Here is a 20,304-nt window from a genome sequence, read left to right on the forward strand (position 1 = left end):
GGGCGCCGCGGCGGGGGCGGGGCGGGCGGGCGCCCGCCCCGCGTGCCGGGTCAGTCCAGCGAGACGTCGAGGCTGGTGGCGGTGAGGAAGGGGGCGGATATGGTGCGCAGCGCGGTGCCGCCGTCGGCGAGGGCGAACTCCTGACCCGAGGCGGCCACCGCCGCGTCGACCTGGGCGGTGCCGATCACCCTGTTGAGGCGGGGGGACCAGACGGCGTGGGTGACCACGCCCACCGCCGCGTCGCTCGCCGTCAGGGCGGTGCCGCGCGCGGGGCGGTCGGTCATCTGCTCGGCGCCCACCCAGCACACCGGCCGGCGCGGCTGGTCCGCGGCGCCGGCGGGCTCCTTGCCGGGCTCGATCATCCACTGGAGACCGAGGTCGGACGCGGTGGCCCGGCCGTCCGCGGCCTCGTGCTCCACGCTGGCGAAGCGGACTTCCATGCGGCACACGTCGACTGCGTCCTTGCCGCACTCCACGGCGCCCAGCGCGGTGAACTCGGCCCGCAGTTCCTCCCCGGCACCGGCAGGGGCGAAGAACTTGTAGCCGTACTCACCGGTCACGCCGGTGCGCGAGACGGTCAGCGGCCGGCCGTCGTGGTCGGCGGTGACGAAGCTGCGGTATCCCATGGAGGCCACCGGGAAGGGGAGGTACTTCTGCGCGATGCGGAAGGACGCGGGTCCCTCGACGGCCAGCACGTCGTACTCGGCGCTCACGTCCTGCACGGTGGTGTCCGGGGCGAGGGCGCCGCGAGCGAGGAGGTGCTCGGTGGCCTCGCTGGCCTGCGCCGGCCAGATCTCCACCAGGTAGTGGCCGGCGTGGCAGTGGACGAGCACTTCGGACAGGAGCGTGCCGTCGGAGCGCAGCAGCAGCGCGGTCATGCTCTGGCCCTCAAGGAGGAACTCGACGCCACGGGTGGCCACTTGGCCGAGGAAGTCGGTGGCTCCGGAGCCGGACACCCGCACCAGGCCGATGTCCGTGTAATCGAGCAGCCCGCACGACTCCCGCAGTACGGCGTACTCGTCGTGGGTGTTGGTGTATGCGGTCTTCATGGATTCTCCTGGTGAAGTAAGGGGTGGCGGAGGGGGATCAGGCGTCGCGTTCGGTGACGGCCAGGCGGGCGGTGAGCACCGTGTCGCGGCCGACGGACGCCTGGCCGGTGACCGAGATGAGCCCGCCGACGCGGGGGCCGCTCTGGAGGCGGAAGACCACCTGGTCGCCGGGGACGACGGGCTTGAGGAACTTCGCCTGGCGGATCTCGGCGAGGTAGCCGACGCGCTCGGCGACGTCGCCGACGATCTCGCCGGTGGCGCGCAGGGCTCCCGCGGTGCCGTAGACGACGGCGGCGAGCTGGGCCACGCATTCCACCAGCAGGACGCCGGGGTAGATCATGCGTCCGGGGAAGTGTCCGGCCAGCACGGCGTCGGACGAGGTGATGTTCTTGATCGCTTCGGCGCTCGTGCCCGGTTGCAGGGCGGTGACCCGGTCGAGCAGGAAGAACGGGTGGCGGTGGGGCAGCAGCCGGGCGATGTCGTCGGCGCTCAGGACTGCGCCGGGCGCCGCTGTGGAGTGGTCGGTCATGACTGCTCCGCCTGGATGTGGTCGAGCAGGCGGTTGAGCGAGAGCAGGCTGTGGGTGTCGTCGTCGGTGATGACGACACCGAAGGTGTCCTCGACGGCCATCGCGAGTTCGAGGGTGTCGATCGAGTCGAGCTCCAGGCCGCGTCCGAACAGCGGCTGGTCGTCGCCGATGGCCGCCGGATCGACGTCGAGCGCCAGCCGGTCCACCAGAAGTGTCTTGACCTCCAGCGCCAGCTCGTGCCGTCGTGCGGCGTGGGTGGTGGCTTCTTCCAGGGACATGACCATGAGGTGTCTCCTTTTTCGGTGAGGCGGGTGTGAGGGTGGGGGGTGTGGTGTGGGCGGGGGATCGTCGGTGGGCGGACCGCTGGTCAGCTGATGAGTCCGCCGTCGACGACGAGTGAGGTGCCGGTGATGTACGAGGCGGTGTCGCCGAGCAGGAACCGCACGGCGGAACCCACCTCCTCGGGGCGGCCGATGCGGCCCAGGGGGATGCCGTTGAGGCTCTCCGTGAGCCGGTCGGGCGGCATCTGCCGGGTCATCGCCGTGTCCACGAAACCGGGGACCACGGCATTGACCCGTACGCCGTAGCCGCCGAGTTCCTTGGCCATCGACTTGACCATCGCGAGTACTCCCGCTTTGGAGGCCGCGTAGTTGGCCTGGCCTGCGGGCGGGTTGAAGGCGCTGGTGGAGCAGATGGTGACGATGGATCCGCTGCGGCGGCTCGCCATCATCCGGCCGGCGGCCCGGCAGCACAGGAAGGCGCCGGTGAGGTTGGTGTCGATCACCTGCCGCCACTTGGCCTCGCCCATCATGACCGCGTAGCCGTCCTGGGTGATGCCGGCGTTGTTGACCAGGGCGTCGAGGCGGCCGTGCCGGCGGCGGATATCGCGGTACATCCCGTCCACCTCGTCCGGCCGGGAGATGTCGGCCCGGACGAGTTCGGCGTCCGGCCGTATGGACTGCACGGTGCGCAGGGCGGCCTGGGCCTGTTCGGGGTTGCCGCGGTGGTTGAGGAGGACGGTGGCGCCCGCGCGGGCCAGGTCGGTCGCGACGGCGAGTCCGATCCCCTTGGTGGCCCCGGTGACGAGCGCGATGCGTCCTTCGAGTTCGGTCACGAGCTGTCCTTCGTTGTGGCGGTGGTCAGGAGGGTGTCGGTGGTGCCGGGGGGTGCCTCGGGGGAAGGGGTGCGCAAGGCGTCCTGGACGCCCAGGTGTTCGGCCTCGCGGACGATCTCGCGCCCCAGTCCCGCCAGCACCCGCCCGGGTCCGGCCTCCAGGAAGAGGCCGACTCCCTGACGGCGCAGGGTGGTGACGGTGCGCCGCCACTGCACGGGGCGCAGCATCTGCCACGGCAGTTCGTCGTGGTACTCCTCGATGTCCTCGACCACCTGGCCGGTGGTGCTGGAGACGAGGGGGATACGGGGCGGGTGGAGCCGGACCCGGGCCAGTGCGGCGGCGAGGGGCGGAAGGGCCGGTGCCATCAGGGGCGAGTGGTAGGCCCCGCCGACCGCGAGCTGCCGTGCCCGCAGCGCACCGAGCGCCTGCGCCCGCTCGACGACGCGCCGCACCGCCGGTGTGCTGCCGGAGACGACGGCCTGGCGGGGGGAGTTGACGTTGGCGACGGTCACCAGGTCCGTGCCGTGGCACGCTTCGCGGCACATCCCGCGAACCAGGTCCAGGGGCAGTCCCACGATCGCGGCCATGGAACCCGGGGACAGCCGAGCCGCGTCGCGCATGGCCCGTCCCCGGCAGGAGACGAGCTCCAGTGCGGTGTCCAGGTCCAGGCTGCGGGCGGCGTACAGGGCGGTGAACTCGCCGAGGCTGTGTCCGGCGACGTACCAGGGGCGCCACCCCTGGCCGTGCAGCCGGGCCAGCGCGGCTGCCGACCAGACGAAGACCAGGACCTGGGCGATCTCGGGGTCCGCGAGCGTGTGGGCGTCGGCCGCGGCCATCAACTCCGCGACCGGCAGGCCCGTCACGTCCTCGGCGCGGGCGACCACCTGCCCGCCCTCGGCCCCGAACCGGCCGATCTCCCGGCCCATGCCGGGAAACTGGCTGCCCTGCCCGGGGAAGACGAAGGCGGTCGGGCCGCCGCTCATGGCGTGCCGCCTTCGGGCTCGTCCGGCGTGCGCGCGACGGCCCAGGCGGCGGCCATGTCGTCGCCGAGTTCGTGTGCGCCCCCCACCATCTCCACACTGTGGTCGGCTGCCCAGCGCTCCAGTTCGCCGTGGAGGCGGACGGGCCAGGCTGCCTGTCCGGGCACGGCATCGACCTCGATGTCCTTGAAACCGGTGTCCATCGGCAGGCCTCCGACGGCCTTGATGACGCCTTCCTTGACGCCGAACGCCTGGCCCAGCAGCCGCTCGTGCGGTGTGCCGGGGGCGGCGCGGCTCTCGGCGGCCCGGCGTTCGGCGAGGGTGAAGACGCGTTGCAGGAGCTCACCCTTGGTCCGGGCGACCGCCAGGTCCCAGCGGCACAGATCGACGAGGTCGAGGCCCGCGGAGTGGACGTCCCGGGGCATCGAGGCGTGAAGAATCTCTGAGATTTCCATCGACGACTCCTGTCGCTGCGCGATGGTCGGAGGAATTGAAACAACGGGACAAGGGAAATGGTGCCCGAAAAGGAAATCAGGGGTTTCGGGTGAAGCCGAGTCGCTCGTCCCGATGACGAAGTTAGATTCCGTCCGGCATTCCTGTCAACCGATCTTTCGCGGTTGTCCCTTTCTCTTACCGGGCATGAAAGTCCTCTTTTCCGGAGCGGTAAGGAATGAAAGAAGTATGCAAGATTTGGCAGCTCAACGTCATGGTGGAAGGCGCTGAGTAATGCTTTCGAAGCCTTGTTGACGGTTTGCTGTGCACCTGCATAGCCTGCGTGTGCCGATGCGGCTCGGTTCCGCATTTCGGGGCCCGTCGAGGAATTCGGAATTCCTCCGGGCGTGCCTTTTCTGAACCCCTGTGAGAGAAGAGAGGCGTCATGCCGCGCTGGGTTGAAACGGTTCGGGCCATCGAAGGCTGGAACCACATCGATACGACTGCCCGTGTCCGCTGGGGCGAATGCGATGTGCAGGGCCATGCCTACTACGCCAGCTACGTTCCCTGGTTCGACCTGGGGCGCGAGGCGTTCGCCCTCGCCGTGGGCGTCGACTTCTGGAACTACACCATCACCACGACGAACTTCCGGGCGCGCTTCCACGAGCCGGCCAAGTACCTGGACGACCTGACCATCCGGACCTGGGCGCTCACCCCGCGGCGCCATCTGGAGTGCCACTACGAGATCTACCGCACCAACGGCGGACGCCTCCTCGCGGAAGCCCACTCGGTGCACTCGCTCGTCGATCCCGCCACCGGCCGTCTGATGCGCGCCACGGACGAACTCCACGACAAGTTCGAGGAGTTCATGGAGCGCCGCCGTGCCGAGGCGGCCGCCGCCCTTGCCTGACCGTCACATCGGCGGGCAGCCGTGCCGCCCGCCTTCTCGACCCACCGCCGACAGCCACAGGAGGCAAGGCATGCGTTCCCCCGCCCTTGAGGATTCCCCCGCCATCGAGCAGCTGCGTACCGCACTGCGAGGACAGCTGATCACTCCGGCGGACCCGGAGTACGACACCGTGCGCCGCGTCTTCAACGCGATGATCGACCGCCGCCCCGCGCTCATCGTGCGCTGCCTGGACACCGCCGACGTGCTCGCGGCCCTGGCCCACGCCCGTGAGGCAGGTCTTCCCATCGCCGTGCGCGGCGGCGGGCACAGCATCGCCGGCCACGGCACCTGCGACGGCGGACTCCTCGTCGACCTGTCCCTGATGCGGGGGGTGTACGTCGATCCCGCGCGCCGCACCGTGCGCGCCCAGGCCGGGGCGACGTTGGGCGATGTGGACCGCGAGTCCCAGGTCCACGGGCTCGCCGTGCCCAGCGGCCAGGTTTCCGAGACCGGCATCGCGGGCCTCACCCTCAGCGGCGGCATGGGCATGCTGCAGAGGAAGTACGGCCTGACCTGCGACAACCTGCTCTCGGTGGACATGGTCACAGTGAACGGGGAGCTGGTGACCGCCAGCGCGGAGCAGAACACGGAGCTGTTCTGGGCCGTGCGCGGCGGCGGGGGGAACTTCGGCATCGTGACCTCCTTCGAGTACCAGGCCCACCCCGTGGGACCGATGATGCTGGCGGGCATCGTCGCCTACCCGGTCGAAGAGGCCCCCGCGGTCCTGGAGTTCCTGCACCAGGAGATCGCGGACACCCCGGACGAACTGAGCACCGACGTCGTCTTCCTGCGCGTTCCGGACCTGGAGTTCTTCCCCTCAGAGCACCGCGGCCGGCCCGTCGTGGCCTTCTTCCTGCGCTACGCGGGCGACGTCGAGGAGGGCTGGGAAGTGGTGCGGCGCTTCCGCGAGTTCGGCGAACCGCTCATCGACGTCGTCGCCCCGATGCCGCTCGTGCACGTTCAGTCCATGCTGGACCCCGCCAACCCGCGCGACCACCAGCAGTACTGGACCAGCGAGTTCCTGCCGGAGTTCGGCCCCGACGAACGGGAGACGGTGGCGCGTATCGGTGCGGACCTCCCCTCGCCCGAGACCGTCCTCCAGGTCATCCCCTTCGACGCGGCGCCCACCCGGGTGCCCGCCGACGCCACCGCCTTCGCCCACCGCGAGGAGAGCTGGCTGATCCACGTCGTCGGCCAGTGGGCGGACCCCGCGGACAACGACCGGTGCCGGGGCTGGGTGCGCGAGGCGGGGGCACAGCTGCGCGCCTTCGGGACGGGCGCCGCCTACCTCAACCTGCTGAGCGAGGACGACGCGGACATGCGGGTCAACGCGTTCTGGAACGACGCCCGCCTGCGGCGCCTGTCCCGGGTCAAGGCCCAGTACGACCCCGACAACCTGCTCCGCTTCAACCACAACATCCCGCCCACCCCGGCCGAGGACGAGCGGTGAGCACGCGGACCGCCGGGCGGCGCGTACGGGTCGCCGTCGTGGGCGCGGGATTCGGTGGACTGGGCATGGCCATCGCCCTCAAGCGCGCCGGCCACCACGACTTCGTCGTCCTCGACAAGGCGCCCGGGATCGGCGGCGTCTGGCGGGACAACACCTACCCGGGGGCGGCCTGCGACGTACCCGCCTCCCTGTACTCGTACTCCTTCGGCCCCCGCCACCCCTGGTCGCGCAGGTACGCCCCGCAGCCGGAGATCCTCGACTACCTGCGCTCATGCGTGGAGACCCACGGCCTCGGCCCCCATCTGCGGTTGGGGGAGGAAGTCACCGACGCCGTCTTCGACGACGACCGCATGCTGTGGCACCTGCGCACGGCGGCCGGGGAGACGATCGAGGCGGAGGTGTTCGTCGCCGCCTGCGGCCAGCACAGCCGGCCCGTCGTCCCCCGGATACCCGGTGCCGAGCGGTTCACCGGACGCGCCTTCCACTCGGCACGGTGGGACCACGGGCACTCCCTGAGCGGCCGGCGGGTGGCCGTGGTCGGCACCGGCGCGAGCGCCCTGCAGATCGTTCCGGCCATCGCCGACGAGGTGGAGCACCTCACCGTCTTCCAGCGGTCGGCTCCCCATGTCGTCCCCAAGTGGGACCGCGCCCTGCCCGCCCCGCGCCTGCCCGGCCGGGTGCGGGACGTGCGGCACAAGGCCGCGCGGCTGGGCTGGTGGCTGTTCAACGAGTCACTGGTCAGCGGACTGACCCGGCGCTGGCCCACCGTGGGGCTGACCCGGCGCGGCAGCGAGGCGCAGCTGAGCAAGCAGCTGACCGACGACGGGCTGCGTACACGGCTCAGGCCCAGCACCGCCATCGGGTGCAAACGGGTGGGTATTTCCAGCACGTACTACCCGGCGCTGCAGCGGTCCAACGTCACCCTCGTGACCGAGCCCATCGCGGAGATGACCGAGACGGCGATCCGCACCACGGACGGCACGCGGCACGAGGTCGACACGGTCGTCTACGCGACCGGGTTCGCCGCCACCGACTTCCTCGGACCACTGCGGGTGAGCGGACGGCGCGGCGCGGACCTGGCCCGGCTCTGGAGCGACGGAGCCCGCGCCCACCTGGGCATGACGGTGCCGGGGTTTCCCAACCTGTTCCTCGTCTACGGCCCGAACACCAACATCGGCGCCGGCTCGGCCATCTACATGATCGAAAGCCAGATCCGCTACATCAGGGCGGCGGTCCTCGAACTGGCCAAGGGCACCCGGGCCTTCCTCGAAGTACGTCCCGAGGTGGCCGAGGCCTTCGACACCGAGATGGCCCGGCGCACCCGACGCTCGGTGTGGGCCTCCTGCACCAGCTGGTACCGGCACCCCTCGGGCCGGGTGACCAACAACTGGCCCGGCCAGACGGTGGAGTACCGCCGCAGGACCGCGCGCCTGAACCTGGCCGACTTCCGCCCCGCCCTGCCCCGGCAACGCCGCCCGTGACCCCGCGGCTGCCTGCCCCACCGCAAGGAGCGCCATAGCCATGCAACCGCAATCCCATCCGAGCTCGGACTCGGAAAGCATTCTGAAAACGCTGCGGGAGCAGGGGTTCCCGCCGCTGGAGAGCGCCGACATCCCCGAACTGCGCCTGCTCGTCGGCCGGCTCCGCCAGGCCCAGGGGCCGCCGGAACCGGTGGCCCGCGTCGTCGACACCCTCGTGCCGGGACCGGCGGGCATGCTGCCGGTGCGCGTGTACCAGCCAGAGCCGCGGCCCGGGCCACGCCCGCTCCTGGTGTTCTTCCACGGCGGCGGCTGGGCGGCGGGCGACGTCGACCTGGTCGACCGGCCGCTGCGCCGGCTGGCCAACGCGACGGGCGCCGTCGTCGCCAGTGCCGGATACCGGCTCGCCCCCGAGACCCAGTTCCCCGGGCCGCAGCACGACGCGTACGCGGCCCTGTGCGCCCTCGCCGCACGGCCGGCCGAACTGGGCGCGGACCCCGGCCATTTGATCGTCGCGGGGGAAAGCGCCGGGGCGAACCTGGCCGCCGCCGCGTGCCGGACGGCGGTGGACGAGGGCGGTCCCCGCCCCGCGCTGCAGATCCTCATCTGCCCTCCGCTGGCGCCCGCGCGGAACACCCCGTTCGCGTCCTACCGCGAGAAGGCCGTCGGTTATCTGAACACCCGCGCGGCGATGGAGCGCTTCTGGGAGCTGTACGTGCCCGATCCCGGCGCGGCACGCAGCCCGCTGGCCGCCCCGCTCCTCGCCGACGACTTCTCCGCTCTGCCCCCGGCGCTCGTCCTCACCGCCGAGCACGACCCGCTGCGCGACGAGGGGGAGGAGTACGCGCGCCGCCTGGAGCGGGACGGGGTGCCCGCCACGGTGAGCCGTATGCCCGGGGCCCTGCACATCTTCTTCCTGCTCCCGCACCTTGCCGCCTTCGGTACGGCACTGCGCGACATCGAGCACGCCGTGCGGGCCCATCCGCCCACCGCGCCGCGAAGCCGCCCCGGCCCCCGGTGCGAAGTCGCTCCGTCATGACCACTCCCACCCGGCCCTCAGGAAGGGGCGACGGCATGCACCACCGCCACATCTACCTCGACGGCACCTGGACCGCCTCCACTTCGCACACCGTCATCGACGTCATCGAGCCGGCCACCGAGAAGGTGATCGGTTCGGTACCCGGCGGCACGCCCCAGGACGTGGACGCCGCGGTGCGCGCGGCCCGGCGCGCCTTCGCCGGCTGGGCGGACACCCCCGCGGAGCGCCGGGCCGCGTATCTGCGCGAGGTGGCCGACGCTCTGGAGCGCCGCGGCCCGCACCTCGCCGAGCTGATCGCCCGCGAGGTGGGGACGCCCATCGGGTTCGCCCGCATGGCGCAGGTGGGCCTGGCCGTGCTGGCCTTCCGTACCGCGGCCGAGGTGGGCGCGTCCTACCCGTACGAACACAGCCAGGCCAACTCGCTCGTCGTGCGCGAACCGTTCGGGGTCGTGGGCGCGATCACACCGTGGAACTATCCGCTGTACCAGGTCGCCGCGAAAGCCGCCTACGCGCTGGCGGCGGGCAACACGGTGGTGCTCAAACCCAGCGAAGTGGCACCCCTCAGCGTCTGGGAACTGGCCGCGGCCATGGACGAAGTCGGGCTCCCCGCCGGTGTCTTCAACCTGGTCAGCGGGGTCGGCCCAGTGGTGGGGGAGGCGCTCGCCGCCCACCCGGATGTCGACTTCATCTCCTTCACCGGTTCCACCGAAGTCGGCAAGAAGGTCAGCCGGACCGCCGCCGGCACGGTCAAACGGGTGGGCCTTGAGCTGGGCGGCAAGAGCCCCACGGTCATGCTTCCGGACGCCGACCCGGCCGACGTCGTGCCCCGGGCCGTCGCCGCGGCCTTCCTCAACAACGGGCAGACGTGCTGCGCCCTGACCCGCCTCGTGGTGCCCCGCGGCCGCAAGGAAGAGGTCGAACAGGCCGCCGCGCGGGCCGCCGAGGCGACCCGGGTGGGCGATCCCCTGGAGCCGGCCACCCAACTCGGCCCGCTGGTCTCCGCCGCGCAGCGCGAACGGGTGCGGCGCCACGTCCAGCGGGCACAGGACCAGGGCGCCACGCTGATCACCGGCGGCGTGGAGTCCCCCGAGGACCAGCCGTGCGGGTACTACGTACGTCCCACGGTCCTGTCCGACGTCACCACCGCCATGGACGTCCAGCACGAGGAGGTCTTCGGCCCGGTGCTGGTGATCGAGTGCTACGACGACGAGGACGAGGCCGTCGCGCTGGCCAATGCCACGCCCTACGGGCTCGCCGCCGCGGTGTGGTCCGCCGACCGGGACCGCGCCGTCGCCGTGGCCCGGCGCATCCGCGCGGGGCAGGTCGAGGTGAACGGCGGCGGCTTCAACCCCCGTGCCCCCTTCGGCGGTTACAAGCAGTCCGGCAACGGCCGTGAACACGGCGTCTTCGGGCTGGAGGAGTTCCTCGAAGTCAAGTCCGTCCAACTCTGACCCCTTTCCCTCCCCTTCACACCTCCGCACAGACAGGAAACCGATCCCATGCTCCGGACCATGTTCACCTCCAAGATCCACCGTGCCACCGTCACCCAGGCGGACCTCCACTACGTCGGCTCCCTCACCCTGTGCGCCGACCTCATGGACGCCGCCGGCCTGCTGCCGGGCGAGAAGGTGGACATCGTCGACATCAACAACGGCAACCGGCTGTCCACCTACCTCATCGAAGGGCCCCGGGGCTCCGGCGTGGTCGGCATCAACGGAGCCGCGGCCCGGCTCATCAGCCCCGGCGACCTGGTGATCATCATCGCGTACGGGATGGTCGAGGCGTCGGAGGCCACCAAGGTGGAGCCCAGGGTCGTCTTCGTCGACGCGGACAACAAGGTGGTCTCCCTCGGATCCGATCCGGCCGAGGCCACGCCCGACGGCACGACCGTCCGAGGCGACCACGTCTTCGTCGACTGACCCCCTGCCACCGCAACCGTCCACCGGGGCGGGGCCGCCCCCGACGCCGCCCCGCCCCGGTGGCCCTGCACCACCACCCGGAGACAAAGATGTGCGGAATCACTGGATGGGTGTCGTACGACGGTGACCTCACCGGACGGCGTCACCTGCTCGAACGGATGACGGCCACGATGACCGGCCGCGGGCCCGACGCGGGCGGCACCTGGTCCGACCGCCACGCGGCGCTCGGCCACCGCCGGCTGTCCATCATCGACCTGGCCGGCGGCGCCCAGCCGATGACCGCCACCACCGCCGACGGCACGGTGGCGCTGACCTACAGCGGCGAGGTCTACAACTTCCGCGAGCTGCGCGCCGAACTGCGCGCCCGCGGCCACCGGTTCACCACCGCGAGCGACACCGAGGTGGTGCTGCGCGGCTACCTCGAATGGGGCGACGCGCTCGTCGACCGCCTCACCGGCATGTACGCCTTCGGCCTGTGGGACGGCCGCACCGAGCGGCTGCTCCTGGTCCGTGACCGGCTCGGGATCAAGCCCCTGTACTTCCACCCCACGCCCGACGGAGTGATCTTCGGGTCCGAGCCCAAGGCGCTGCTCGCCCACCCGGACGTCCGCGCCGTCGTGGAGCTCGACGGACTGCGGGAGATCATGCTCGGCGTCAAGACACCCGGCGCCGCCGTCTGGAAGGGCATGCGCGAGCTCCCGCCGGCCCATCTGGCCGTGCTCGACCGCGCGGGGCTGCGCGAGCGGTCGTACTGGCAGCTGCGGGCAACCGAGCACACCGACGGCCGTGAGGTGACCGGCGGCCACCTGGCCGCGCTGCTCGAAGGTTCCGTGAGCGAGCAGCTCGTCGCCGACGTACCGCTGTGCACCCTGCTGTCCGGGGGACTCGACTCCAGCGCCATCACCGGTCTTGCCGCCCGTGAACTCGCCTACGGCGGCGAGCCGCTGCGCTCCTTCTCCGTCGACTTCGTCGGCCACCAGGAGCACTTCGTCCCCGACGGACACAACGTGAGCCCCGACACCGCTTACGCCCAGGCCGTCGCCGATCACGTGGGCGCCCGCCACACCAACCTCGTCCTGGACCCGGCGGCCCTCGCCGACGAGGAGGTCCGGCGCGCCTGTGTGGCGGCCCGGGACCTCCCTGTGGGCCGGGGCGACATGGACCACTCGCTGCTGCTGCTCTTCCGCGCGGTGCGCGCGCACTCGACCGTCGCGCTGTCCGGTGAGGGCGCCGACGAGATGTTCGGCGGGTACTGGTGGTTCCACGACCCGGCGATCAGCGCGAGCACGGGCTTCCCCTGGCTGACCGCCGCCACGGGCCGTGCCCGGCAGGACCGCGGGTTCCTGCGGGCCGATCTGCAAAAGGCCCTGGAGATACCGGAGTTCGCCGAGCAGCGCTACCGCGAGGCGATCGCCGCGGCGCCCGTCCTCGACGGCGAGAGCGCGGACCGGCGCAGAGCACGTGAACTGCTGTACCTCCACGTCACGCGCAGCCTCGGCGGGATGCTCGACCGCAAGGACCGGCTCAGCATGGCCGCCGGGCTGGAGGTCAGGGTGCCCTTCTGCGACCACCGGATCGTCGAGTACGCGTACAACATCCCCTGGCCCCTGCACGTCTTCGACGGGCGGGAGAAGAGCATCCTGCGCGAGGCCACCCGCCACGTCGTGCCGGAGGTCGTCCAGCGCCGCACCAAGAGCCCGTACCCCATGACGCAGGACATCCGCTATGTCGAGGCACTGCAACGCCAGGCCCGGGACGTCCTGGCGGAGCGGGACGCCGCGGTCTTCGCCCTGGTGGACCGGCAGGCCGCGATACGAGCCGCCGGCACGCCCTGGAACACGTCCGCGAACGCACCGGGACAGCGCCTGCTGCTGGAGAAGCTCCTCGACCTGCACGTCTGGCTCGACCTGTACAAGCCCGAGCTGAAGATCTGAGGCGGGATCCGCTCGCCCAACGGGCATGGAGAAGGCCCCGGTTCGGTCACACCGAACCGGGGCCTTCCCCATGTGCTGCGGGTTCTACTCGTAGAGGGATTCGTACAGTTCGCGGAAGCGGGCGTGCACGACGGGGCGCGCGACCTTCATGGAGACCGTCAGCTCTCCGGTCGCCATGCTGAGGTCGCGGTCGAGCACGTGGAACGCCTTGGCGCGGAAGTACTCCTGCAGCGTGGCGTTGGCGGCCTCCAGCGCGCGGCCCATCTCCTCACGCAGGAGCGGCTGGGCGGCCAGGGTGCGCACATCGGTGGGCAGACCCCGTTCGGCGGCCCACTGCGCGGCCCGCTCCGCGTCGAGCGTGAGAAGCGCGACCAGGTGCGGTTTGGTCTCGCCGTAGAGCACGGCCTGGGAGACGAGGGGGTGGGTGCGCAACTCCCGCTCCAGCGGATGGGGCGTGACGGCCATGCCGTTGGAGAGCTGGATGAGCTCCTTCTTGCGGCCGGTCAGGCGCAGATAGCCGTCCTGGTCCAGCTCGCCGAGGTCGCCGGTGTACAGCCAGCCGTCGCGGACGGCGCCGAACTCGCCCTCGTCGTAACCCCAGTAACCGCGGAAGACGTGGTCGCCCTTGATGAGGACCTCGCCGTCCTCGCTGATGGCTATCTCGACCCCGGGCAGGGGTTTGCCGACGGTGCCCAGACGGTTGTCGCCGGGGGAGTTGGAGGTCGCGGCGGCCGCAGTCTCGGTCATTCCATAGCACTCGACCAGGGGAAGCCCGCAGCCGACGAAGAAGGACAGGATGTCGGGGGAGACCGGTGCGCCCGACACGGTCGCGCGGCGCAGATTGCCGCCGAAGCGCTCGCGCACCGCGGCGAAGAGGGTGCTGTCGGCGTGGTCGAACCACCTCTGGAGGTCGTCCGGCACCGGTTCACCCGCGGCGCGCATCCGGCGCACGCGCAGCCCGGCACGCGCCGCGTCGATCAGCTCGGCACGCCCGGCGGCGGAGCGCGAAGCCAGGACCGACCGGTAGACCATCTCCAGTGCGAGGGGAACGAGCGGGACGATGGCGGGCGAGGCCGCCCGCAGTTCCGCCGGCATCCGGTCGGGCGAGCTCCCGCTGAAGCTGGAGAAGGTATAGCCGGACCACCAGCTGAGCAGTTGCATGAGCAGGGCGATGGTGTGGGGGCCGGTGACGACGAAGACGGTGCCGTGCGAGGTGTCCGGCTCGTCCGGTGCGCGCTGTGGTGGCGCGGGATGGGCCCGCAGGACCGCCACGTAGTTGCGGTGGGAGAGTGCACACCCCTTTTTCGGGCCGGTGGTTCCCGAGGTGTAGATGATGACCAGCAGGTCGTCGGGTGTGACTGCGGCGCGCCGCCGGGCGAGTGCGGCGGCGGGCACCGCGTGGGAGCCGGCGGCGCGCAGTTCGGCGAGCGTCGTCGGCGGGATGTCAGTGCCGGGCTCCTGGTCGATCACGATGATGTGGCGCAGCCCCGGCAGATCGGGCAGGGCGGTGCGCAGCTTGGCGAGTTGCTCGTCGTCCTCGCAGATGATCGCTTTCGCGTCGCAGTCGTTGACGACGTGGACGATCTCTTCGGGGACCGTGGTGGGCAGCAGCGACACCAGGACCAGGCCGCAGGAGGCGGCGGCCAGGAGGGTGAGGGTCCACTCGGGGCGCAGCCGGCTCTGGATCGCCACCCGGTCGCCGGGGGCGAGGCCCAGGGCCATCAGGCCGCGAGCGATCTCGTCGGTGGCTTCGCGGGCCTCGGTGAAGGTGAGCTGCCGCGGGGTTCCCCCGGCGGTGCGCCAGCGCAGGGCCGGGGCGTGCGGCCATCGTTCGGCGCCACGGGGCGCGAGGTCCGCGAGGGTGAGGGGTGTGGTGGGTGTCATTGGCGTCGGCGGTGTCGTCGGTATCGGCGGCGTCTTCATCGGGTCCACTCCCCGCCCGGCGCACAGCGGTTGGCGGCCTGGGCGTCCGGCTGGGTGTCGAGCATGTAGCCCTTGCCCCACACCGTCTTGATCACCAGGCCGAGCGGGGCGAGGCGGCGGCGCAGGCGCAGGACGCGCACGTCCAGCGCGTTGCGGCGGGGCATCTCGCCCGCGGGCCACATCCGCCGTGTCAGGTCCTCGCGGCCGACGGTCCCGCGGTACGAGGAGAGCAGCACCGCGACCAGATCGGCCTCGCCCTGCCCGAGCGGCACGGCCTGATCGGCGAAGTGCAGGATGCCGTGCTGGTCGAGCACCGGGTCGCGGGGCGCCGCCCGCACTTGCAGCGCGGCCTGCCGCGCGTGGACGTCCTGGGGATCGGCGGGAGTGCGGATCCAGTCCTCCAGCTGGTCGACGCAGTGCGGGGGCGGTGCGGTCGGCGCGACCAGCAGCAGACGGGGAACCCCTTGGGCGCGGCACTGGTCGAGCTGGTGCGCCTGCTCGGGCCAGCGCAGGATGCGGACGGGCCCGAGCGAGGTGTGCGAGGGCGCGCCGGGGGCGGGGCGGCCATAAGGCGGCAGGCGGTGGGGGCGGGGCGGGCTGGGGAGGGTGAGCGGGAGAGTCACGGTTGCCTTCCTTGGATGAGGGAGGTGATCGGCTGGGTCCGTGAAACGGGGGAGGCTGCCCGGGGCGATACCGGGCGGGGAGAGGGGGTGCGCGGCACGGACTTCACACAATCCGTTCGCGGGCGCGGATTCCAGAGGAACGGCTGTGCCCTGGGTGTGCCTGCGTGGGCACGGCCCCGGTCGGTGTGGTGTCGTACGTGAACGCGTGGCGAATGAGGGTTTCCAGCTCGGTGAGCTCCTCGTGGGGCGAGGGGTGTCCCGAGGGCGTGGGGGTGTGGCCGGGCCGTTGGCGGGGTGCGTCGTGAGCTCGCCCCAGCAGCGTGCGGGCCGCCCTGCGGCCGGCGTCCACGAGGGACGGCAGCGGGGAGTCGGTTCGCGAGGGCGGGTGGGGCGGCAGATCGGCCGGGGCCAGCAGCCGCAGGGCGTTGGCCGGGGCTCCCTGGCCCATCTGCTGGGCGGCCAGGAGCACCAGGGCCCAGCGGCCGAGCTCGTGGTCGTGGATCAGGGCGGCGGCCCTGAGAGCAGCGACGTAGGCCGCTTGTGCGCGTGCCTGGTCGTCGAGTTCGTACGCGAGCAGTCCGCTCAGACACGCGGCGCGGGCCGCGGCCGACAGCAGCCGGGTGCCCAACTCCGGTCCGTAGCAGGCGGTGTGGAGCAGCTCGGTGACCACGCGCAGCTCCGCGTCCGCCAGGAGACGGTTGGTCGAGGGCGCCTCGGTGGGACACAGCCGTCGGAGCTGGCGGTGGCGGGCTTCCAGGGCGGCCACGGTGGCGTCGGCCAGCGGGTGGCCCTCGCGTTCCGGCGGCGACGGCGGTGTACGGGTCAACTCCTGCCAGTGCACGACCAGTTGGTCCAGTGGAGCCGCGCAGACGGTGAAGAGGCCGTCGTCGAGGGCGAGGCCCTGCTGGGAGCGGGCCAGGGCGCGCAGGGAGCGCAGGGTTTCCTCGGCTGTCCAGGGGGCGCAGAGCGGCACGGACGATCCCCCGGCGATGTGCAGCCAGTGCGGCCAGCCGAGGCGGAGCACCTCGGAGCGGGGCACACCGTGGAGGCGGGCGATCGTGAACTGCGCGGTCAGTTCCGGGGTCACCTTGCCCGACTCCCAGCGGGCGACCTTCTCGCGGCGTGCGGCCATGCTGCCGAAGCCGAGTTCCGCGTGCTTGCGTGCGACGAGCTGGGCGTAGCCGGCGTGGGAGAGGCCCTCCTTCCTGCGCAGCGAGGAGAGCGGGTGGGCGAGCGGGCTCTTGCGTGTGGGGCACATCGGCAGGCACATCTCGTGGGGGGTGGGGGATGGGCTGCCGGTGGGAGGCGCTGTGCCCGGCCCGTTCGGCAGCCCGTGTCTTCGAGACTGGCAGCGGCCGTACGCCGTGTCCCTACGGTCCCCACCACAGAGATTCGCGGGGCGGCGCCGCGGCGAGGCTTCGGTACCGAAGGTGTGCGCCGCATGGGAAGGGCCCGGTCCGGCCCTGTCGCAGGCCGGTCGCGGTCGCGGCCTTGTCCGGATTACCCGCGGGTACGGAGACGTGCTGTCCGCAGCGGCCGCAGGCAGCCAGGGCCCTGCTGACCAGGACCGGAGCAATCCGGATGACGGCGCCGCGCCCCCGGCCGCACCCGCCCGGTGATCCCCCCGGGCTCTGTGCCGCTGTCAACCCTGTCGGTGCCCATCGGCCGAGGAGACGGTGAACTGCATGATCAGACCCGCTCGTTCGGCGAGTACGGCGGCCTGGACACGGTTGACCCCGCCGAGTTTGCCGAGGATCGCGCTCACATGGTCCTTGACCGTGCCGTGGGCGAGGTGCATGTGCTCGGCGATCTCGGCGTTGGACAGACCGTGCCCGAGCAGGGCGACCACTTCCCGCTCGCGGTCGGTCAGCCGGTGTATGGCGCGCTTGGCGGCCTGGGCGTGCCCCACGACCCCCGTGAAGCCCTCGACAACGGTGCCGGTGATGCGCGAGGCCCAGGGGTGCCGTGCTCCGGCCATGGTCAATGCCTCCGGCGGGGGCTGCCCGGCCTCGGGATCTCTGAGCCGGACGTTCAGCAGCAGCACATCGGGGCGGCGCGGCGGAGCGGTGTTGCCGCAGGAAGGGGTGGTGGTGTCAGCGGCTGTCACCTCCATGGAGGTGACAGCCGCCAAGACCGCCCGTAGTCCCGATTCGACCAGTTGCCCGTCATTGACGACGACGACCCGGATGATCTCTTCGTCTGCTGGCTCCACGTACCGACTCTATGGCGGGCCCCGGTGGACCGCCTGTGCTGGAAGCACCTGGTGACCCCGCCGACCGGCGGGGCGATTGCCGCCGCTGGGCGGATTCAAACGGTGCCTGCCGCGCGTGACAGTGGTGTCTGGGGGGCGAACACGGCGCGTCGGCCCATCGGCAGGCGCGGACTCCGGAAGAAAGAGTGCCCCCCCATGGCGCGTGAGCTCACCGCTCCCCGTGTGGCCATCGACCGCAGACGAAAGACACTGATCGCACGCAACGGCGCGTTCGCCCGTGCCTGGGCGGCACAACTGCTGAGCCAGAGTGCGACACGCATGTACCAGATGGGCGCCCTGTGGTGGCTCCTGGGACAGGTCGCCACCGGTGACCGGGGGCTCGCGTCAGGGCTGTTCCTGGTGTGCGCGGCTCTCCCACCCGTGGTCTTCGCCCCCCTCGTGGCGCGGGCGATGGCCACCCACCCCAGCCGCAGCGTGCTGGGCGCCGCGGTGCTCGGCGGTACGGCGCTGATGACGGTGCTGGCGGCCTGCGGGCTGCTGGTGGACATCCCCACACTGGCCGTGTATCCCGCGATGTTCGCGCTGGCTTCCTGCCAGGCGTTGTTCGACCCGTGTCTGACCAAGGCCATACCGGAACTGGTCGAGGACGAGGACATCGAGGACGCCACCGCGTTCGAGCAGTCGAGCTACTCCCTGGTCGGCATGGCCGGGGCCTTGTTCGGGGCGGTTCTGGTCGACTGGATCGGCCTGACCGGTGTGGTGCTGGTCAGCGCCTGCGCCTACGCGGCTGCGGCCGCCTTCGTGGCCACCGTCCGCCCGCGGCCCCAGGAAACCGGCTCGGGCGACAGCGTGGAGTCCGGCATCCTCCGGACGTGGCGCCGCCTCGCAGGCCTTCCGTTCGTCAGACTCGCCCTGATCTGCTTCGCGGCGGCCAACTTCTTCATCACAGCCACCTTCGTCGTCCTCCCGCTGTACACGAAGAACGTGCTGCACGCGCCGGCCCTCACCCTGGGGCTCCTTGAGGGCGCGCTGTGGCTGGGCCTGCTGGTCGGTGTGTTCACCGGCAAGTACCTGCCCGGGCACCCCCGCCTCATCGGCAGCGGGTGCGTGGCGCTGTTCGGGACCGCGGTCCTCGTGCCGGCGCTCACCGCCGAGCGCGGCGCGGTGCTGGCCGCCCTGGCCGTCGCGGGCTGGGCCGTGGGGGCGACCAACGTGGTGTTCGTCGCGGCCTTCCAGCGCGCCGTGCCGGCCGAGGCCAAGGCCGCGTTCTTCGCGGCGATGCTGGCCCTCCTCGGCGCCGGCTTCCCGGTGGCCGCCTTCTTCTTCGGCCTGGCCGGAGATCTGGTCCCGCCCCAGGCCCTCTTCCTCATCCAGGCCGCCGGTCTGCTGCCCATCGCCGCCGTCCTGGCGCTGCGCGGCCGCTCGGCCTCCCATCCCGTCCCCGGGCACTCCCACCTCCACGAGCAGGACCCGAGCACCCAGAACCAGAAGGAATCGCGATGACCGCCACACTGGCCCGGCCCACTCCGCGCACCAGGGTCCTCGTCGACACCGCCGCCGTCGGCGACGTGGCCGCGCTGCGGAGTCTGTACCAGGCGGTATACGGCGACTGCTATCCGCTGCGGCTGGGCACGGACCCGGTCGCGATGGCAGCCGCCATGACCGATCCCGCCGTGGAGTGGCGGGTCGCCCGCGACATGGCGACCGGTGAAGTGGTCGGCTCGGCACTGCTGCGCAGCGATGTGCCGCTGCGTATCGGCAAGGTCGAGGGGATCGCCGTACACCCGGGCCACGCGGGCGCCGGGATCGCCGGTTCGCTGCTGGAGGCGCTCCTGGAGTCGGCGTTCGGCGCCGAGGGCCGCCTGGACTCGGTGTACGCCACCGCCCGGTGCGTCTCGTCGGCCCCGCAGCGGCTGCTGCTGCGGCACGGCTTCCATCCGCTGGGCGTGCTGCCAGGTGCGGTCACCCTGCGCGAGGTGGAGACCCTGGCCCTGCTGGTCCGCTACCGCGACGGGATCCCGGCCAACCGCCGGGCGCCGGGAAGGGTGCCCAGGGAATTGGCGCCCCTGCTGGAAGCCGCTCGGAGCCACGGTGTCGCCTTCGACGACATCCACGCGGAGCCCGCGCCGGTCCCCTCGCGCACCCGGGCAGGCACCGACCTCCAGGTGAGCCACGACCCCGGGCTCGTCCTCCAGAGCTATGCGCGGACCCCCTCCGGGACGGCGCCCACCCTGCCGCTGCACCTCCCGAACACCCTGCTCACCTCGCCTGACGGTCGTTTCGAGGCGTACGCCGTCATCGACGCGATCGCGGGCAACGGCCTGCTTCTGGACGCTCACCCTTCGTCCGAGGAGCCCGAGGAGGCTCTCGGTGACGTCCTGCGGGCGATGGCCGACCGTGGAGCCGCGTACATCGAGGCGGTGCTTCCTCTGCACGACAGGAACCGGATAGAGCAGCACCTCGCGCACGGATTCACCCCCACCGCCCTCTACCCCGCGATGCGCCTCGAAGACGGGGTGTGGCACGACTACGTCCTGCTCAGCCACACGGCCGCCCGGGTGGACGCGGACTCGCTCCGCGTCGATGACCGGTTCTCGCCGTACGTGAGACGGCACAGCCATGTCCGGGCCCCCGAGTGCCCGGATCCTTCCGACACCACGAAGCGAGGGTGAG

The 20,304-nt window shown here is 71.8% G+C and carries 19 protein-coding genes; 9 read left to right on the forward strand and 10 right to left on the reverse strand.

All coding sequences use genetic code 11. The features are described from left to right. Positions 1–50: 50 nt before the first annotated feature. The 6 genes from OG965_RS36190 to OG965_RS36215 form a co-directional block, all read right to left on the reverse strand. On the reverse strand, positions 51–1,049 hold the full coding sequence (locus OG965_RS36190; protein ID WP_371656301.1) for a glycine cleavage T C-terminal barrel domain-containing protein: 999 nt from the start codon (positions 1,047–1,049) through the stop codon (positions 51–53). Positions 1,050–1,086: 37 nt separating this feature from the next. Beyond that, a complete protein-coding gene (gene fabZ, locus OG965_RS36195) occupies positions 1,087–1,578 on the reverse strand; it encodes a 3-hydroxyacyl-ACP dehydratase FabZ (protein ID WP_371656302.1) in 492 nt (163 codons plus the stop codon). Then, on the reverse strand, positions 1,575–1,856 hold the full coding sequence (locus OG965_RS36200; RefSeq protein WP_371656303.1) for a phosphopantetheine-binding protein: 282 nt from the start codon (positions 1,854–1,856) through the stop codon (positions 1,575–1,577). Before OG965_RS36200 ends, fabZ begins: the two co-directional genes overlap by 4 nt. An 89-nt stretch (positions 1,857–1,945) precedes the next feature. Then, positions 1,946–2,692, reverse strand: a complete 747-nt coding sequence (locus OG965_RS36205) for an SDR family NAD(P)-dependent oxidoreductase (RefSeq protein ID WP_371656304.1) — start codon at positions 2,690–2,692, stop codon at positions 1,946–1,948. Next, positions 2,689–3,675 carry an ACP S-malonyltransferase gene (locus OG965_RS36210; protein ID WP_371656305.1) on the reverse strand — a complete coding sequence of 329 codons (987 nt, stop codon included), beginning with the start codon at positions 3,673–3,675 and terminating at the stop codon, positions 2,689–2,691. The genes OG965_RS36205 and OG965_RS36210 overlap by 4 nt, the downstream gene beginning before the upstream one ends. Then, the gene (locus OG965_RS36215) at positions 3,672–4,127 is read right to left on the reverse strand and encodes a 4'-phosphopantetheinyl transferase superfamily protein (RefSeq protein ID WP_371656306.1); all 456 of its coding nucleotides are present in this window, start codon (positions 4,125–4,127) and stop codon (positions 3,672–3,674) included. The genes OG965_RS36210 and OG965_RS36215 overlap by 4 nt, the downstream gene beginning before the upstream one ends. Before the next feature lie 422 nt (positions 4,128–4,549). Between OG965_RS36215 and OG965_RS36220 the strand changes: the two genes are divergently transcribed. The 7 genes from OG965_RS36220 to asnB all read left to right on the forward strand — a co-directional run bounded on the left by OG965_RS36220 (position 4,550) and on the right by asnB (position 12,873). Next, the gene (locus tag OG965_RS36220) at positions 4,550–5,014 is read left to right on the forward strand and encodes an acyl-CoA thioesterase (RefSeq protein WP_371656307.1); all 465 of its coding nucleotides are present in this window, start codon (positions 4,550–4,552) and stop codon (positions 5,012–5,014) included. 70 nt (positions 5,015–5,084) lie between these two features. After that, the gene (locus OG965_RS36225) at positions 5,085–6,503 is read left to right on the forward strand and encodes an FAD-binding protein (protein ID WP_371656308.1); all 1,419 of its coding nucleotides are present in this window, start codon (positions 5,085–5,087) and stop codon (positions 6,501–6,503) included. Continuing rightward, positions 6,500–7,984, forward strand: a complete 1,485-nt coding sequence (locus OG965_RS36230; protein WP_371656309.1) for a flavin-containing monooxygenase — start codon at positions 6,500–6,502, stop codon at positions 7,982–7,984. Before OG965_RS36225 ends, OG965_RS36230 begins: the two co-directional genes overlap by 4 nt. Before the next feature lie 40 nt (positions 7,985–8,024). Continuing rightward, positions 8,025–9,020 carry an alpha/beta hydrolase gene (locus OG965_RS36235; protein ID WP_371656310.1) on the forward strand — a complete coding sequence of 332 codons (996 nt, stop codon included), beginning with the start codon at positions 8,025–8,027 and terminating at the stop codon, positions 9,018–9,020. 35 nt (positions 9,021–9,055) lie between these two features. Continuing rightward, a complete protein-coding gene (locus tag OG965_RS36240) occupies positions 9,056–10,471 on the forward strand; it encodes an aldehyde dehydrogenase family protein (protein ID WP_371656311.1) in 1,416 nt (471 codons plus the stop codon). 48 nt (positions 10,472–10,519) lie between these two features. Continuing rightward, positions 10,520–10,939: an aspartate 1-decarboxylase gene (panD, locus tag OG965_RS36245; RefSeq protein ID WP_371656312.1), complete on the forward strand. Its 420-nt coding sequence runs from the start codon at positions 10,520–10,522 to the stop codon at positions 10,937–10,939. 89 nt (positions 10,940–11,028) lie between these two features. Then, a complete protein-coding gene (asnB, locus tag OG965_RS36250; protein ID WP_371656313.1) occupies positions 11,029–12,873 on the forward strand; it encodes an asparagine synthase (glutamine-hydrolyzing) in 1,845 nt (614 codons plus the stop codon). Positions 12,874–12,957: 84 nt separating this feature from the next. Here asnB and OG965_RS36255 read toward each other — a convergent pair whose 3' ends face one another. The 4 genes from OG965_RS36255 to OG965_RS36270 all read right to left on the reverse strand — a co-directional run bounded on the left by OG965_RS36255 (position 12,958) and on the right by OG965_RS36270 (position 17,631). Further along, entirely contained in the window at positions 12,958–14,757 is a 1,800-nt protein-coding gene (locus OG965_RS36255; protein ID WP_371656314.1) for a long-chain fatty acid--CoA ligase, read from the reverse strand. Positions 14,758–14,792: 35 nt separating this feature from the next. Continuing rightward, positions 14,793–15,419 carry a winged helix-turn-helix domain-containing protein gene (locus tag OG965_RS36260; RefSeq protein ID WP_371656315.1) on the reverse strand — a complete coding sequence of 209 codons (627 nt, stop codon included), beginning with the start codon at positions 15,417–15,419 and terminating at the stop codon, positions 14,793–14,795. Positions 15,420–15,522: 103 nt separating this feature from the next. Further along, positions 15,523–16,677 (reverse strand): hypothetical protein, encoded by a 1,155-nt coding sequence (locus tag OG965_RS36265; protein ID WP_371656316.1) that lies wholly within the window; start codon positions 16,675–16,677, stop codon positions 15,523–15,525. 384 nt (positions 16,678–17,061) lie between these two features. Beyond that, entirely contained in the window at positions 17,062–17,631 is a 570-nt protein-coding gene (locus OG965_RS36270; protein ID WP_371656317.1) for a response regulator transcription factor, read from the reverse strand. Positions 17,632–17,826: 195 nt separating this feature from the next. Between OG965_RS36270 and OG965_RS36275 the strand changes: the two genes are divergently transcribed. Further along, positions 17,827–19,134 (forward strand): MFS transporter, encoded by a 1,308-nt coding sequence (locus tag OG965_RS36275; protein WP_371656318.1) that lies wholly within the window; start codon positions 17,827–17,829, stop codon positions 19,132–19,134. Further along, entirely contained in the window at positions 19,131–20,303 is a 1,173-nt protein-coding gene (locus tag OG965_RS36280) for a GNAT family N-acetyltransferase (RefSeq protein ID WP_371656319.1), read from the forward strand. Before OG965_RS36275 ends, OG965_RS36280 begins: the two co-directional genes overlap by 4 nt. The last annotated feature ends 1 nt before the right edge of the window (position 20,304 follow it).

Origin of the sequence: Streptomyces sp. NBC_00224, assembly GCF_041435195.1 — a bacterium.
GTDB lineage: Bacteria > Actinomycetota > Actinomycetes > Streptomycetales > Streptomycetaceae > Streptomyces.